The following is a 14,409-nucleotide window of genomic DNA, read 5'->3' on the forward strand; positions in this document are numbered from 1 at the left end:
CGTGTGACAGAATACGGCACCTTCGTATTCGTGACTTCCCCTCCAGATGCTTCGCCCCACGCTCGTCGCGCTTTCCCTGATCGCTTTACCTGCCCACGCCCAGACCACAGCGGCGCCGATTTCACCGACGGACACCGTCCAGAAGGTCGAAGTCAAGGCCGCCGCCAATGCCTACGATCCGCGCCGCGACGACACCGCCAGCAAGATCGTGGTCTCGACCGAAGAGATCCGGCGCTACGGCGACACCTCGGTGCTCGACGTGTTCAAGCGCCTGCCGGGCATCACCGTTGCCGGCGGCGCCGGACGTGGCGGCGGCGAGATCCGCATGCGCGGCCTGGGCAGCGGCTACACGCAGATCCTGCTCGATGGCGAGCGCGCGCCGGCCGGTTTCGACATCGATAGTCTCTCGCCCGATTCGATCGAGCGCATTGAAATCCTGCGCGCGGCCAGCGCCGAATTTTCGACCCAGTCGATCGCCGGCACCATCAATATCGTCCTGAAACGTACGGTGCGAAAGGCCCAGCGCGAACTGCGCGTGGGCCATGGCCGCAGCAGTGAAGTGAGCAATCCTGCGGCGACGCTGAACCTGTCGGACCGCGCCGGCCAGATGTCGTACTCGCTCGCCGCGAGCGTCTGGCGCTATGCATTCGACCGGCCGTCGCCGTATGAAGAAGAGCAGACCGATCCGCTCGGGCGCCCGACGAACCTGCGCCGCACCGTGCAGAACGACACGGGCAGCCCGCAAGGCCTGAACCTCACGCCAAGGCTGAACTGGACGCTGGAGAACAACGACACGCTCAGCTGGCAGTCGCTGGTGACCTACCAGCGCAGCGATTACCAGGGCGGGGCCGTGACCGAGACCGTTCTTGGTCCGCGCCCGCTGTACGACGTGCGCGCCATGCGTAGCGATGGCGCCAGCACCGTGCTGCGTTCTGACCTGAACTGGATGCACAACCTGGACGAGGGCGCGAAGCTCGACCTGAAGTTTGGCGTGAACGGCATGCGCAGTGACGGCAACTGGCATGAAGACGACTACCGCACGCTGGACGGCGCGGACCGCCTCGCGCGTGACTCGACCGTGCTCAGTGCCACCGACGAATACGGCGTGACGACAATCGGCAAGTATTCGCGGCCGTGGAAAAAAGACCATGCACTGTCGATGGGCTGGGATGCCGGCTACGCGCTGCGCGACGATGCGCGCGGCGAGCTCGAACTGTTCCCGCTCGCGGGCACCGAGTTGCGCCGCAATGAACAGTATGAAGCGACACTCAAGCGCCTGGCGCTGTTCGTGCAGGACGAGTGGAACGTCACCAAGCAGTGGTCGATGTATCTTGGCCTGCGCTGGGAAGGGCTGGAGACGCAAAGCAGCGGCAATACCTTCGAGACCAGCACCAATCGAACCAGTGTCTGGAGCCCGCTCGCGCAGACGCTCTACAAGCTGCCCGACAGCCGCGACCAGGTACGCCTGGCGCTGACCCGCACCTTCAAGGCGCCGCTCACGGGCAACCTGATCCCGCGGCGCTTCACGACGCCGAACAACAGCCAGCTTGAGCCCGATTATCGTGGCAATCCTGACTTGAAGCCCGAACTGGCGACCGGCATCGACGCGTCGTATGAACATTACTGGGCCGAAAAGGCGCTGCTCAGCGCGAGCGTGTCGGTGCGCCGCATCGGCGACTACACGCGCCAGGGCTTGATCGTGGAAGACGGCCGCTGGATCCAGACGCCGGTCAACGACGGCGACGCGCTCACGCGCAGCCTGGAGCTGGAAGCGAAGTTTCCCCTATCGGCCTTGATGAACGATGTGCCGGAAGTCGACCTGCGCGCCAGCCTGGCGCGCAACTGGTCGCAGGTCGATGCAGTGCCGGGGCCGGATAACCGGCTCGATCAGCAGGTGCCGGTGTCGGGGACGGTCGGTGTGGACTACAAGACGCCCGGGGGCAAGCTGACGACGGGGGCGAGCTTCGCGTTCAAGAACGGCGGGCCTGTGCGGGTGAACGTGGAGCAGTCACGCTACCAGAGCGTGCGGCGCGAACTCGATGTGTATGCGTTGTGGAAGCTCAATCCGACGTACCAGCTGCGGCTGGCGGCGACCAATCTGCTGGCGCAGGATACGGTGGCCGAGTCGCGCTACGTGGATGACAATGGCGTGCAGCGCAGGACGACGTTTGCGGATGGGCAGGCGATGGCAAGGGTGACACTGGAGTCGCGGTTCTGATGGAACTGCGTTCTTCCGCTACGCGCAAAACCGTCGTACCCGCCACTGGCGGCTACGACTACCCGCGCAGGCGGGTACCCAAGTCTTTCGCGTAGCAGCTACAGCAGGCGTTAGTGGCGGAGCAAGCAGGCTTGGGTTCCCGCCTCCGCGGGAACGACGGTCTCCCGGCTAACAAATTCCGGGGCTGTTAACGTATTCCCGCGCCAATCACACCAACCCCAGCGCCTCGGTCCCGCTCGAAAAATCGCGATTCTTGGCGTGCTTGCTATTGAGCTTGATGTTCAGCCGCAGGTCATTGACCGAGTCCGCATTGCGCAGTGCGTCTTCATACGTGATCTTGTCCGCCTCATACAGATCGAACAGCGCCTGGTCGAACGTCTGCATCCCCAGTTCGCGCGACTTCTTCATGATCTCCTTGATTTCATGGACTTCGCCCTTGAAGATCAGATCCGATATCAGCGGTGAGTTCAGCAAAATCTCGATCGCCACCACGCGTCCCTTCGATTCCTTCTTCGGAATCAAACGCTGCGACACGAGCCCCTTCAAATTGAGCGACAAGTCCATCAGCAGTTGCTGGCGGCGCTCTTCGGGGAAGAAGTTGATGATGCGGTCGAGCGCCTGGTTGGCGCTGTTGGCGTGCAGCGTGGCCAGGCACAGGTGGCCCGTCTCCGCAAATGCAATGGCATGCTCCATGGTCTCGCGGTCGCGGATCTCGCCGATCTGGATCACGTCCGGCGCCTGGCGCAGCGAATTCTTCAACGCCGCTTCGAAGCTGTCGGTGTCCACGCCCACTTCGCGCTGCGTGATCACGCAGTTCCGGTGCGGGTGGACGAATTCGACCGGGTCTTCGACCGTGATGATGTGGCCATAGCTGTTCTCGTTGCGGTAGCCGACCATCGCGGCCAGCGTCGTCGATTTACCCGACCCCGTCGCGCCGACCATGATCACCAGGCCGCGCTTGGTCATCACGACATCCTTGAGCGTGTCGGGCAGGCTCAGGTCTTCGAACTTCGGGATGGCCGTGGTGATCACGCGCAGCACCATGCCCACGCAACCCATCTGCATGAAGGCCGACACGCGGAAGCGACCCAGGTCGCCCGGCGTGATCGCGAAATTGGCTTCGCGGGTAAGTTCAAACCCAGCGGCCTGCTTGTCGTTCATGATGGCGCGCGCCAGGTCGCCCGTGTGGCCGCTGGTGAGCGGCTGGCTCGACACCGGCGTCATGCGCCCGTCGATCTTGATCGCCGGCGGAAAGCCTGCCGTGATGAACAGGTCCGAGCCGCCCTTGGTCACCATCAGGCGCAGCAGGTCGAACATGAATTTGGTAGCCTGGTCGCGTTCCATCAATGGCCCTTAGCCGAGGAAGTTTTCGGGGATCTTGGCGGCGCCGCGCGCGGCCACCGACGAGATCATGTTGCGGCGTACCAGGTCGGTCAGGTTCTGGTCGAGTGTCTGCATGCCGACATTGCTGCCGGTCTGGATGGCCGAGTACATCTGGGCGATCTTCGCCTCGCGGATCAGGTTACGGATGGCCGGCGTGCCGATCATGATTTCGTGCGCCGCGACGCGGCCCGAGCCATCCTTGGTCTTGAGCAGCGTTTGCGAGATCACGGCCTGCAGCGACTCGGACAGCATCGCGCGCACCATCTCTTTTTCTTCGGCCGGGAACACGTCGACGATACGGTCGATCGTCTTGGCGGCCGACGACGTGTGCAGCGTACCGAACACCAGGTGACCCGTCTCGGCGGCCGACAGGGCCAGGCGAATGGTTTCCAAGTCGCGCAATTCGCCAACCAGGATGGCGTCGGGATCTTCGCGCAGCGCCGAGCGCAGCGCGTTGCTGAACGAGAGCGTGTGCGGGCCGACTTCGCGCTGGTTGATCAGGCATTTCTTTGAGTCGTGCACGAACTCGATCGGGTCTTCGATGGTCAGGATATGACCATACTCCTGCTCGTTGAGGTGGTTGACCATCGCCGCCAGCGTGGTCGACTTGCCCGAGCCGGTTGGCCCCGTGACCAGCACCAGGCCGCGCGGCTTGAGCGCCAGTTCGCCGAAGATCTTCGGTGCGTTCAGGTCTTCGAGCGACAGGATTTTTGAGGGAATCGTCCGCAGCACGGCGGCCGCGCCGCGCTCCTGGTTGAACGCATTGACACGAAAGCGCGCCAGGCCCGGAATCGCAAACGAGAAGTCGCACTCGAGCACTTCTTCGTACTGCTTGCGCTGGCCGTCGTTCATGATGTCATAGATCATGCCGTGCACATCCTTGTGCTCGAGCGGCGGCAGATTAATCCGGCGCACGTCGCCATGCACGCGGATCATCGGCGGCAGTCCGGCCGACAGGTGCAGGTCCGAGGCCTTGTTCTTGACCGAGAAGGCGAGTAATTCCGATATGTCCATTTATAATCCTTGTGCCGCAAGTAGCGCATTTGTCATGCTCGCTGCTCGCCTCGAAAATATTTCCTATAGAAAATCATTATGTCCATAATCGCCGGGAACATGCAAGCTGTCGAAGCGACAATCACCAGTGCCGTAAAGGCATCGGAACGGGCCCGCAGCGAGGTCCGATTGCTGGCGGTTTCCAAGACCTTCCCTGCGCAGGCGGTGCTCGATGCGATGGCAGCCGGCCAACTGGCGTTCGGCGAAAACTATCTGCAGGAAGCGCTCGACAAGATCGCAAGCGTCGCGCAGGCGCAACCGTCAGCGCCGGTCGAGTGGCATTTCATCGGCCCGATCCAGAGCAACAAGACGCGCCCCATCGCCGCCAGCTTCGCTTGGGTGCACACGGTCGAGCGGCTCAAGATTGCGCAGCGCCTGTCCGAACAGCGCCCGCCCGAACTGGGGCCGCTCAATATCTGCCTGCAGGTAAACATCAGCGGCGAGGCGAGCAAGAGTGGCGCGTCGCCCGACGACTTGCCGGCCCTGGCGCGCGACGTGGCGCTGCTGCCCAATCTGCGCCTGCGCGGCCTGATGGCGATCCCCGAACCCACCACCGATGAAGCGGAGCAGCGCGCGGCCTTTGCCCGCGTGCGTGCGCTGTTCGACGCGCTGCGCGCCGGCGGGTTGGAACTCGACACGCTCTCGATGGGCATGTCGGGCGACATGGGCGCGGCGATTGCCGAAGGCGCGACCATCGTGCGCATCGGCAGCGCCATCTTCGGCGCACGCAACTACAACAACCAGGATCACACATGAAGATTGTCTTTATCGGCGGCGGCAATATGGCGGCGGCCTTGATTTCGGGGCTGGTAAAAGTGGCAGGTTCGGGCGCGAACATCCACGTGGTGGACCGCAATCCGGAAGCCCTTGAACGCCTGGCGCGCGACTATGGCGTGGGTACCAGCACTGCCGTCGACGAGCAGATACAGTACAGCGAAGTCATCGTGCTGGCCGTCAAACCGCAGCAGATGCGCGACGTGGCCGCGGCGCTCGCGCCGCACCTGACGCGCCAGCTGGTGCTGTCGATCGCCGCCGGCATTCGCAGCAGTGACCTGGCGCGCTGGCTGGGCGGCTACGACGCCATTGTGCGCACGATGCCGAACACGCCGGCGCTGATCGGCATGGGTGTCACAGGCATGGCCGCGCAGCCGGGTGTGAGCGCAGCGCAGCGCGAGCAGGCCGACGCCGTCATGCGCGCAGTGGGCAAGACCGTGTGGCTGGACGACGAATCGCAGATCGATCCGGTCACGGCGGTGTCGGGCAGCGGCCCGGCGTATGTCTTCTATTTTTTGGAAGCCATGCAGGAAGCGGCGCGCGCGATGGGCTTGAATGCAGAGCAGGGCCGCGAGCTGGCGCTGGCCACGTTCACGGGCGCGGCGCAACTGGCGGCGCAGTCGGATGACGCAGTGGACGTGCTGCGCCAGCGCGTGACGTCCAAGGGCGGCACGACGCATGCGGCGATCGAGAGCATGGAAGCGGCGGGAGTGAAGGGTGCGATTGTCGCGGCGATGCAGGCGGCTGCGGCGAGGGGGAAGGAATTGGGGGAGGAGTTGGGGGAGGATTGAGTGTGCTGTGGGGGTAAAAAAACTTAGGTTCCCGCCTGCGCGGGAACGACGTGCTGGATTAGCGGGCTACGTTGGACAATGCGGCCTGCTACCTGGATACGTCGTTCCCGCGCAGGCGGGAACCCAAGTCAGTCAGCACACCGAACAGCGTTCAATGCACCTCGAACTTGCGCCACCCCAGCACCGGCAACACTTTCTGCGCCAGCTTGTAGACCGACAGCCCGGCCGTGATTGCGCCGACCACCCACGTCGGCTTGGTCACCAGGATGCCCAGCCCCACGCCGGCGGCAGTCAGGATGGCTTTCTTGTGCTGCACCACGTAGCCCGTGGTGCCGCCCATTGCCGATGGCGTGCGCAGCAGCGTCACGTCGGCCGACATTTGCGCGCGCTGTTCGGCGCACTGCGCGGCCAGCAAGCGGCGGCGCACGGCCAGTGGTTCAACGTTGGTAGTCATCGAGCGGCTCTCCTTTGACAGCTTGCGCATCCTTGCGCAGTTCGGCCAGCGTCGCGGCCATGATCGGGCCACGGCTCGTCAGGTCGCCACGGACCTTGAAGAACGCCAGCACGCTACCCAGTGCAAACAGCAGCGTCATGCCGCCAACGGCGAGCAGGCGGTGCGTGTCCCAGAACAGCACCAGCACGAACAGGATTGCCAGCAGCACCGCGACCACGCCGAAGAATGCGGCAGCAATGCCCCAGGCCACGTAGCCGAACAGGCGGTGCGTTTCTTCCTGCAGTTCGAGCGCTGCCAGCTCCAGCCGCGTGCGCAGCATGGCGAGCAGGTTGGACCCGATTCTCGCGACGGTCGCGGTGATCGTCATCTTATTTACGGACGATCAGCATGCCGATGACGACACCGATGGCAGCGCCCAGACCAACCGATTTCCATGGGTTGTCCTTGACGTATTCGTCGGTGGCCTTGGCGGCGACCTTGGTGCGCTCGACCACGGTTTCTTCAGCGTGGATCAGGCCGACCTTGGCCGAGGCCAGGGTCTGCTCGAACTTGGCCTTGGCCGATTTCAGTTCTTCGCCGGTCAGCTGGCTGCCGTTGCGCAGCCACGATTCCGCGTCGGTGATGACGGTCTTCAGGTCGCTGACGAGCTGGTCGCGAGTATTGGTCTGGGTCGGGATTTTTTCGATCATATCGGGCCTCTTGGTGTGATGGTCGGTCAAACTGCCTGAGCAGCAATGAATGCATTTCGGACAATATTAACCTAATGCATAATCTAGTGCGACACCAATGAACAGTGCGGCTCCCAGCCAGTTGTTATGGCGGAAGGCTTTGAAGCAGTTCATGCGGTCGCGATCGCGGATCAGGGTGTAGTGATACAGCGCGATGGCGCCCGCCACCGCCACGCCGGCCACGAACCACCCGCGCAGGCCCAGCGACCAGCCGCACAGCAAGAAGATCGCCAGCGACACGCCGTAGCACAGCATGATGGCGGCCACGTCGAAGCGCCCGAACGTGATCGCCGACGTGCGCATGCCCAGCTTGATGTCGTCGTCGCGGTCAACCATCGCGTACGCGGTGTCGTAGGCCACCGCCCAGAACACATTCGCCACCAGCAGCCACCAGGCCACGCCCGGCACCGCGCCTTGTACGGCGGCAAACGCCATCGGGATGCCGAAGCCGAAGGCGATGCCCAGGTAGGCTTGCGGGATCGCGAAGAAGCGCTTGAAGTACGGGTAGGTGCCGGCGACGATCACCGCCACCACCGACAACTGCCTGGTCAGCGCATTGAGCGGCAGGATCAGCAGGAATGACACGATCGCCAGCACCGCCGCCACCATCACCGCTTCCCAGCCCCGGATCTTGCCGCTCGTGAGCGGCCGGTCGACCGTGCGCTTGACGTGGCGGTCGAAATCGCGGTCGGCGTAGTCGTTGATGGCGCAGCCGGCGGAGCGCATCAGCGCCGTGCCGATCACGAAGATCGCCAGCACATCAAGCGGCGGCACGCCGCCGGCCGCCATCCACAGCGCCCACAGGGTCGGCCACAGCAACAGCAAAATCCCGATCGGCTTGTCGGCCCGGATCAGGCGGAAATAGAGCGCCAGTTTGTTCATCGTGTTCGCGTCCCGTGGTGCCAGAACTGTTGAGCTAAAGACAGCGATTCTAGCCGGTTTGCCGACGGCACGCGGCGCACCGCATCGTCGTTCGCACCGGCTGAAAGTTGTCGTTTTATTGTCATTACTTTGACATGTTCGTTTGTTTTAATGCATCGGTCCGAACCGGGGGTGGCAAGGACCTAAAAAAATGGAGAACTACAAATGAACAACCACAACACGTCGCCGTCGCGCCGCAATCTGCTCAAGGGCATCGCCGGCGCCAGCGCGCTGCCGTTCGTCGGCGCCTTCGCCGCGCTGCACGCACGCGAAGCCATGGCCGCCAATGGCGTCACCGCACTGGTCGACAGCCCGTATGGCCCGATCGCGCCGGTGGCCGACCTGAGCACCGGCCTGCCGCTGCTGCAACTGCCGCCGGGCTTTACCTATAAAAGCTATGGCTGGCGCGGCGACACGATGAGCGACGGCCGGCCATGCCCGGGTGGCCACGATGGCATGGGCGTGATTGTCACGCGCAAGGTCGGCCGCAGCACCGAGCAAGTGTTGGTGCGCAATCATGAAATCACCAGTGCAGCCGCTGGCAATTTCATCAACGCCTACAGCTTCTATGACGGCGGCACAATCAACGCCGGTACCACCAACCGCTCCTGCGGCGGCACGACCAACCTGGTGTTCCGTGACGGCGACTGGGTCAGCATGACGCCAAGCCTGGGCGGCACCCAGCAAAACTGCGCGGGCGGCATCACGCCGTGGGGCACCTGGCTTACCTGCGAAGAAATCGGCTCGGACGCGATCACCGCGGGCGGCAAGAAGCACGGTTATGTGTTCGAAGTGACGGCCGATCCGCGCCAGACAAGCGCCCAGCCGATCGTCAACATGGGTCGCTTCGCGCACGAGGCCGCCGCCGTCGATCCGACCAACTGCAATGTCTACCTGACCGAGGATTCGTCGGGCAAGTCGGGCTTCTATCGCTACGTGCCGGACATCAAGACCGGCGCGGTCGGCTCGCTGGCCCGTGGCGGCGTGCTGGAGATGGCCAAGGTCAAGGGCGTCGACAACGTCAACCTGGCCGTCGCCAGCGTCGACAATACCTATGAACTGGAATGGGTGTCGATCCCCAACCCGGACGCCAACCGCGGCAACAGCGTGGGCCTGAACGGCCAGAGCATCAGCAATGCCGCCGGCCCGTTCAACCAGGGCTGGGCCAAGGGCGCGCTGCGCATGAACCGCGGCGAAGGCATCTGGTACGCGCAAGGCAAGATGTACGTGATGGACACCTCGGGCGGCCCGGTCAATCGCGGCGCGATCTGGGAACTCGACCTAACCAGCCAGACGCTCAAGTGCATCTACTCGAGCCCGAGCCAGTTGATCGGCAATATGGGCGACAACCTGACGGTCAGCCCGCGCAACGCGATCCTGATCTGCGAAGACTCGTCCAGCGCCATCACCGACCACTTCGGTTTCGGCCAGCGCCTGATGGGCCTGACGGGGGCGGGCGATTCGTACATCTTCGCCAAGAACAACATCAACCTGACCAGCGCGCAATTGACTGGCGCCGGCAAGTCGACAGCGCTCGCGGGCGACGGCCGCGGCAATGAATTCGCCGGCGCCTGCTTTGATCCGACCGGCCGCTACCTGTTCGTCAATGTGCAAACGCCAGGCATCACGTTCGCGATCTCGGGGCCGTGGGCCAAGGGTCCGCTGTAATTCTCACCGTATTCATTCAAGGATCTTCATCATGACCATTACCAAATTCGTTGCCGCCACCTTCGCCGCGCTGGCGTTCTCGACCTCGGCCCACGCGGCGCTGCTGGTCAGCATGGACGCCGCGGCTGGCAATACCGCCACCGATTACAGCGATGCCGGCGTCGTCTCGTTCGACCTGGCGCTGGCCAACTTCACCGGCACGACGCTCAGCTTCGTGTTGCAGGAAGCCGATCTCGGCGGGCCGTTGAGCCTGAGCGCGATGGTGTTCAACCTGAGCGGCGTTTCGTTCCCGCAGTTTAATATTGGCTTGCAGGGCATCCGTTTCGCCGCGCCGGGCAGTGTGTCGGCATTCTCGCAAGCGGTCAGCGTAAACAACTCGTTCTACAACGCGGCGATCACGTTCGCCAATGGCGAGCCGGCCGAGTTCCAGTTCGGTAATCCGACGCTCGTCGATGGCCGCAGCGACTGGCTGCTCGACACGACCGGCATGCGCGCCGGCGACACGTTCTCCATCGTCGCCGAAGTGCCGGAACCGTCGACGGTTGCCTTGATGCTGCCGCTGCTGCTCGGCGGTTTGATGGTGGCGCGCCGTCGTCAGGGCTGATCGGCGGCGGCGCGCAGCGTCTTGGCAATTGCCATGACGGCTGCGGATGGGGGCTGCTTCACCAGAGCAACCAGAAGCAGCAGGCTGACGGTGAAAATGATGGCCGACTGCACCTTGCGGTCGATCCGCCATCGTTCTCCCGGCAGCATCAGCAAGGCGCCGATGGCGATCCCGGCAAGGGCGCCGCCGATGTGGGCGGCGTTATCGGTGCCGGTCATGAGGAATCCCATGCCGATATTGAGCGCGACCACCTGGAAGATCACCTTCAATTCGATCTTCGACGCGTCGCCGGCGCGTAGCGCATGCACCAGCAGGGCGCCCGATGCGCCGAGCAGCGCGCCGGACGCGCCGATGCTGACCGTGGTCGCAAAGTGCGGCGCAAAGCCGAGCGCCATGCGCAGCATATTGCCGTCCAGGCTGCGCACGGCCACGTTCGAATACCACCAGGCGCTGGCCAGCCCGCCAAACAGGCCCGACAGCAGATAAAGCAGCGTGAAGCGGGTGCGGCCCCAGACCGCCTCGGACAACGGCCCGATCTGCGACAGCATGAACATGTTCAGGCCCAGGTGCAGCGCGCCGCCATGCAGGAACATCGACGTAACCAGTCGCTGCCAGTCGCCGGTGAGGGTATAGGGGCCAAGATTGCCGCCCCAGGCGGTCAGGTCGGCCGGGCTGGGTGACATCCAGTCGACGCCCTGCAGACCGAGATACACCCAGGCGCCGATATTGATCACGATGAGCCACAGCGTGGGGGAGGTCAGAAGGCTCGCGCGCCTGCCGGTTGTTGTCAGCATGTTCGTTACCGATAGTAAATTATTGGTGAAAGTAGCACCTTTCAGAAAATCCGACGATTCGATATCGCCCCCTGGCGCTGCCAGCAACCGTGCGGGCGTCATACCGGCCGGATGCTAGACTTTGCTTGCCGGGCAGGACTATCCGGCCATCGAGACCGACCGCAACGCACGTCCGGGCCAGCGCTACGCCCCGGCACGGCATGCCGGTCGCTGCGTATTCGCAGGCCGCCATTACGCGAGTGCGCTCGTTTAAGTCGCGACGCACCGTCGCTTGCCATCTCGCCGTATCTTCGTGGTGACCGCACCGTCACTGCCGTCTGACTGGCGCCGTTCGCCGTGCGATCAAACAAGTGTAAGGAGTCGTTTTGAATAGAATTTTTTCGCTGAGATTACTGGTCTCGCTGTCCCTGGCCTTGCTGCTGGGACTGACCCAACCACCGGCGTTTGCCGCCGGCCAGGATGCCGAGGCGCCCGCTGCTGCCGCTGAGGTGGCGGTCCCCGATCCGCTCAAGCGCGAGACCCCGCGCTCGATGGTGTCCGGCCTGCTTGGCGCCCTCGGCGAGTCCGACTACGATCGCACGGCGCTGTACTTTGACTTGCCGCCAGCAACGACCTCGCGCCAGCGCACCAGCGCCGTGGCCCAGGCGCGCGCGTTCCACGCCGTGCTCGACGATGGCGGCACGCTCGACACATTCATTGCGTTGTCCAACGATGCCAACGGCAAGTTCAACGATGATCTGCCCGTGGAACAGGAGCGCGTGGGCGAGATCGTCATCCAGGACAAGAAGATCCCGGTGCTGCTCACCAAAGGGCAGGACGGCGAGCATCAGGTGTGGCGCGTCTCGCGCGAGACGCTGGCGCAGATTGCGGCAATCACCAAGCGCGCGCCGGTGGCCACCGAGCCGGTCGCCGATGAAGTGGTTGTGGCCGGCGCACCGCTGAAGGACTGGGCGCTGCTGCTGGGCCTGGGCGTGCTGGTGTTCGGCGGCCTGTGGATGCTGTCGGCGCTGATCGTGGTCTGCATGCGCAAGCTGGTGCCGGATCCGGAAGCCAATGGCCTGTACCGTTTCTTCGAGGCGGCCTTGCCCCCGGTGAGCCTGTTGATCGCCGTGTTCGTGTTTTACAACTGGGCCGAGCAGCTGCCGGTGTCGATCGTGGCGCGCCAGACCTTGCTGCGCTATACCGGCATCGTGTCCGTCATCGCGCTGGTCTGGTTCGGTTTGCGGCTGGTCGATGCGATCTCCGAACTGGCGATCGCGCGCATGCAGCGCAGTCAGCGGCGCCAGGTCATTTCGGTCATCACGCTGGCGCGCCGCGCCGCCAAGTTCATCTTGCTGGCGTTCTCGGCGATCGCGATCCTGAGCACCTTCGGCATCGACGTCACCACTGGTATCGCGGCCCTCGGTATCGGCGGTATCGCACTGGCGCTGGGCGCCCAGAAGACGGTGGAAAACCTGGTCGGCAGCGTCACCGTGATCGCCGATCGCCCGATGCAGGTGGGCGACTTCATCAAGGTGGGCGACGTGGTGGGCACGGTAGAAGACGTGGGCATCCGCTCGACCCGCATCCGCACCAACGACCGCACGGTGGTGACGATTCCCAATGGCGACCTGTCGGCGCGCCAGATCGAGAACTTCGCCACGCGCGACCGCTTCCTGTTCAATCCGGCGATCCTGGTGGACTTCGGCACGAGTTCGGCCAAGCTGCGCGAAGCGATCGGCATCGTCCAGCAGGTGCTGGCCGAGCAGAAGAACCTGGCCGAGGGCGCGCGCGCCAACCTGGCCAAGTTCACCGACCGCGCCTTTGTGATCGAGGTGTTCTCGTACATCGACGTGCACGAATTCGATACCAGCGTGCTGATTCGCGAAACGCTGCTGCTGACGATCTACGAAAGGCTGGAAGCGGCCGGCATCACGATGGCGTTCCCGGCCCAGACGATCATGTTCTCGCCCGAGCAGATGGACGCGCTGATGCAGGCCAAGCCGGGCGTCGACCTGGAGAAGGCCGAGCCGGTCGGCCCGCCGGCGCCGGCATCATTGCCTACGCCGCAGCCTCGAACGTGATCATTTCCACGCCAGGCAGCTGACATTCGCTCACCGCGCGCATCACCGCATCGATCGCGGCGCGGCGGGTGAAGCTCTTGCGCCAGGCGATCACCACGCGGCGCGAGGGCGTCGGCCTGGTGAACGGCACATACGCCAGCAAGCCGTTCGATTCGCTCAGGTCGGTCACCGACGCGCGCGGCAGTACCGTCAGGCCGATGCCGCTGGCGACCATGTGGCGGATCGTTTCCAGCGACGAGCCTTCGAAGGTGCGCTGCATGCCATTGCCATTGCCCGGCGCCGAGAAGCGTGCCATCTCCGGACACACTTCAAGTACCTGGTCGCGGAAGCAGTGGCCGGCGCCCAGCAGCAGCATCGTTTCGCTTTTCAGGTCTTCGGCCGAGATGGCCGCGCGTTTGGCCCATGGGTGGTTCTTCGGCATGGCCACGATGAACGGCTCGTCATATAGCGGCTGCACCGCCATGCCGTGGTCGGGCAGCGGCAGCGCCATGATGGCGGCGTCGAGTTCGCCCTGGCGCAGCAGTTCCAGCAGCTTGTGCGTGTAATTCTCTTGCAGCACCAGCGGCATCTGCGGCACGTTGTCGATCAGGTTTTTAACCAATGGGGGCAGCAGGTACGGGCCGATCGTGTAGATCACGCCAAGTCGCAGCGCGCCGGCCAGCGGGTCCTTGTTCTGCTTGGCCAGTTCCTTGATCGCGGCTGTCTGCTCCAGCACGCGCTCGGCCTGGGCCACGATCTGCGCGCCCAGCGGCGTGACGGACACCTCGGAGCCACCGCGCTCGAACAGCATCACGCCCAGCTCGTCTTCGAGCTTCTTGATGGCGACCGACAGGGTGGGTTGCGCGACGAAACAAGCTTCGGCCGCATGGCCGAAGTGTTTGGCGCGGGCGACGGCGACAATGTATTTCAGCTCGGTCAGGGTCATGGTAGGCGTCTCGAATTGGCGCGTTGCCGGCCC

Annotated in this window: 14 protein-coding genes; 6 read left to right on the forward strand and 8 right to left on the reverse strand. The window is 64.1% G+C overall.

Annotated features, from left to right (window positions below; all coding sequences use genetic code 11):
- Positions 1-46 precede the first annotated feature (46 nt).
- Positions 47-2,218 carry a TonB-dependent receptor plug domain-containing protein gene (locus AB2N08_RS10145; protein ID WP_367610516.1) on the forward strand — a complete coding sequence of 724 codons (2,172 nt, stop codon included), beginning with the start codon at positions 47-49 and terminating at the stop codon, positions 2,216-2,218.
- A gap of 207 nt (positions 2,219-2,425) precedes the next feature.
- On the opposite strand, the gene AB2N08_RS10150 is transcribed toward AB2N08_RS10145, so the two are convergent.
- Both AB2N08_RS10150 and AB2N08_RS10155 read right to left on the reverse strand, forming a co-directional pair.
- Entirely contained in the window at positions 2,426-3,562 is a 1,137-nt protein-coding gene (locus AB2N08_RS10150; protein WP_367610517.1) for a PilT/PilU family type 4a pilus ATPase, read from the reverse strand.
- A gap of 9 nt (positions 3,563-3,571) precedes the next feature.
- Positions 3,572-4,615, reverse strand: a complete 1,044-nt coding sequence (locus AB2N08_RS10155; protein WP_367610518.1) for a type IV pilus twitching motility protein PilT — start codon at positions 4,613-4,615, stop codon at positions 3,572-3,574.
- A 78-nt stretch (positions 4,616-4,693) separates the two neighbouring features.
- Between AB2N08_RS10155 and AB2N08_RS10160 the strand changes: the two genes are divergently transcribed.
- Both AB2N08_RS10160 and proC read left to right on the forward strand, forming a co-directional pair.
- Positions 4,694-5,410: a YggS family pyridoxal phosphate-dependent enzyme gene (locus AB2N08_RS10160; protein ID WP_367610519.1), complete on the forward strand. Its 717-nt coding sequence runs from the start codon at positions 4,694-4,696 to the stop codon at positions 5,408-5,410.
- Positions 5,407-6,219 carry a pyrroline-5-carboxylate reductase gene (proC, locus tag AB2N08_RS10165; protein WP_367610520.1) on the forward strand — a complete coding sequence of 271 codons (813 nt, stop codon included), beginning with the start codon at positions 5,407-5,409 and terminating at the stop codon, positions 6,217-6,219. Before AB2N08_RS10160 ends, proC begins: the two co-directional genes overlap by 4 nt.
- A 151-nt stretch (positions 6,220-6,370) precedes the next feature.
- Here the strand turns inward: proC and AB2N08_RS10170 are convergent, their stop codons facing one another.
- From AB2N08_RS10170 to ubiA, 4 genes are all read right to left on the reverse strand, one after another.
- Complete coding sequence (locus AB2N08_RS10170) at positions 6,371-6,673, reverse strand: hypothetical protein (RefSeq protein WP_367610521.1); 303 nt, start codon at positions 6,671-6,673, stop codon at positions 6,371-6,373.
- Positions 6,657-7,040, reverse strand: coding sequence for a phage holin family protein (locus AB2N08_RS10175; protein WP_367610522.1), 384 nt, complete (start codon positions 7,038-7,040; stop codon positions 6,657-6,659). The genes AB2N08_RS10170 and AB2N08_RS10175 overlap by 17 nt, the downstream gene beginning before the upstream one ends.
- A gap of 1 nt (position 7,041) precedes the next feature.
- Entirely contained in the window at positions 7,042-7,362 is a 321-nt protein-coding gene (locus tag AB2N08_RS10180; protein WP_367610523.1) for a DUF883 family protein, read from the reverse strand.
- A 66-nt stretch (positions 7,363-7,428) separates the two neighbouring features.
- Positions 7,429-8,283, reverse strand: coding sequence for a 4-hydroxybenzoate octaprenyltransferase (ubiA, locus tag AB2N08_RS10185; RefSeq protein WP_367610524.1), 855 nt, complete (start codon positions 8,281-8,283; stop codon positions 7,429-7,431).
- Positions 8,284-8,487: 204 nt separating this feature from the next.
- Between ubiA and AB2N08_RS10190 the strand changes: the two genes are divergently transcribed.
- On the forward strand, positions 8,488-9,990 hold the full coding sequence (locus AB2N08_RS10190) for a PhoX family protein (protein ID WP_367610525.1): 1,503 nt from the start codon (positions 8,488-8,490) through the stop codon (positions 9,988-9,990).
- Positions 9,991-10,021: 31 nt separating this feature from the next.
- A complete protein-coding gene (locus AB2N08_RS10195) occupies positions 10,022-10,594 on the forward strand; it encodes a PEP-CTERM sorting domain-containing protein (protein ID WP_367610526.1) in 573 nt (190 codons plus the stop codon).
- Here AB2N08_RS10195 and AB2N08_RS10200 read toward each other — a convergent pair.
- Positions 10,585-11,388, reverse strand: coding sequence for a rhomboid family intramembrane serine protease (locus AB2N08_RS10200; RefSeq protein WP_367610527.1), 804 nt, complete (start codon positions 11,386-11,388; stop codon positions 10,585-10,587). The genes AB2N08_RS10195 and AB2N08_RS10200 overlap by 10 nt on opposite strands.
- A 365-nt stretch (positions 11,389-11,753) precedes the next feature.
- On the opposite strand from AB2N08_RS10200, the gene AB2N08_RS10205 reads away from it, so the two are divergent.
- Positions 11,754-13,451 (forward strand): mechanosensitive ion channel family protein, encoded by a 1,698-nt coding sequence (locus tag AB2N08_RS10205; RefSeq protein ID WP_367610528.1) that lies wholly within the window; start codon positions 11,754-11,756, stop codon positions 13,449-13,451.
- Here AB2N08_RS10205 and AB2N08_RS10210 read toward each other — a convergent pair.
- Positions 13,429-14,376 (reverse strand): hydrogen peroxide-inducible genes activator, encoded by a 948-nt coding sequence (locus AB2N08_RS10210; RefSeq protein WP_367610529.1) that lies wholly within the window; start codon positions 14,374-14,376, stop codon positions 13,429-13,431. The genes AB2N08_RS10205 and AB2N08_RS10210 overlap by 23 nt on opposite strands.
- Positions 14,377-14,409: the final 33 nt, after the last annotated feature.

Origin of the sequence: Massilia aurea, assembly GCF_040790145.1 — a bacterium.
GTDB classification, from domain to species: Bacteria; Pseudomonadota; Gammaproteobacteria; order Burkholderiales; family Burkholderiaceae_D; genus Telluria; species Telluria aurea_C.

Excerpts from the sequence above, each read along its gene's own strand:
- AB2N08_RS10210 (WP_367610529.1), bottom strand. The coding sequence starts at position 14,376 with ATGACCCTGACCGAGCTGAAATACATTGTCGCCGTCGCCCGCGCCAAA.
- AB2N08_RS10160 (WP_367610519.1), top strand. The coding sequence starts at position 4,694 with ATGTCCATAATCGCCGGGAACATGCAAGCTGTCGAAGCGACAATCACC.
- AB2N08_RS10200 (WP_367610527.1), bottom strand. The coding sequence starts at position 11,388 with ATGCTGACAACAACCGGCAGGCGCGCGAGCCTTCTGACCTCCCCCACG.
- AB2N08_RS10190 (WP_367610525.1), top strand. The coding sequence starts at position 8,488 with ATGAACAACCACAACACGTCGCCGTCGCGCCGCAATCTGCTCAAGGGC.
- proC (WP_367610520.1), top strand. The coding sequence starts at position 5,407 with ATGAAGATTGTCTTTATCGGCGGCGGCAATATGGCGGCGGCCTTGATT.
- AB2N08_RS10155 (WP_367610518.1), bottom strand. The coding sequence starts at position 4,615 with ATGGACATATCGGAATTACTCGCCTTCTCGGTCAAGAACAAGGCCTCG.
- AB2N08_RS10170 (WP_367610521.1), bottom strand. The coding sequence starts at position 6,673 with ATGACTACCAACGTTGAACCACTGGCCGTGCGCCGCCGCTTGCTGGCC.
- AB2N08_RS10145 (WP_367610516.1), top strand. The coding sequence starts at position 47 with ATGCTTCGCCCCACGCTCGTCGCGCTTTCCCTGATCGCTTTACCTGCC.
- AB2N08_RS10150 (WP_367610517.1), bottom strand. The coding sequence starts at position 3,562 with ATGGAACGCGACCAGGCTACCAAATTCATGTTCGACCTGCTGCGCCTG.
- AB2N08_RS10195 (WP_367610526.1), top strand. The coding sequence starts at position 10,022 with ATGACCATTACCAAATTCGTTGCCGCCACCTTCGCCGCGCTGGCGTTC.
- AB2N08_RS10175 (WP_367610522.1), bottom strand. The coding sequence starts at position 7,040 with ATGACGATCACCGCGACCGTCGCGAGAATCGGGTCCAACCTGCTCGCC.
- ubiA (WP_367610524.1), bottom strand. The coding sequence starts at position 8,283 with ATGAACAAACTGGCGCTCTATTTCCGCCTGATCCGGGCCGACAAGCCG.
- AB2N08_RS10180 (WP_367610523.1), bottom strand. The coding sequence starts at position 7,362 with ATGATCGAAAAAATCCCGACCCAGACCAATACTCGCGACCAGCTCGTC.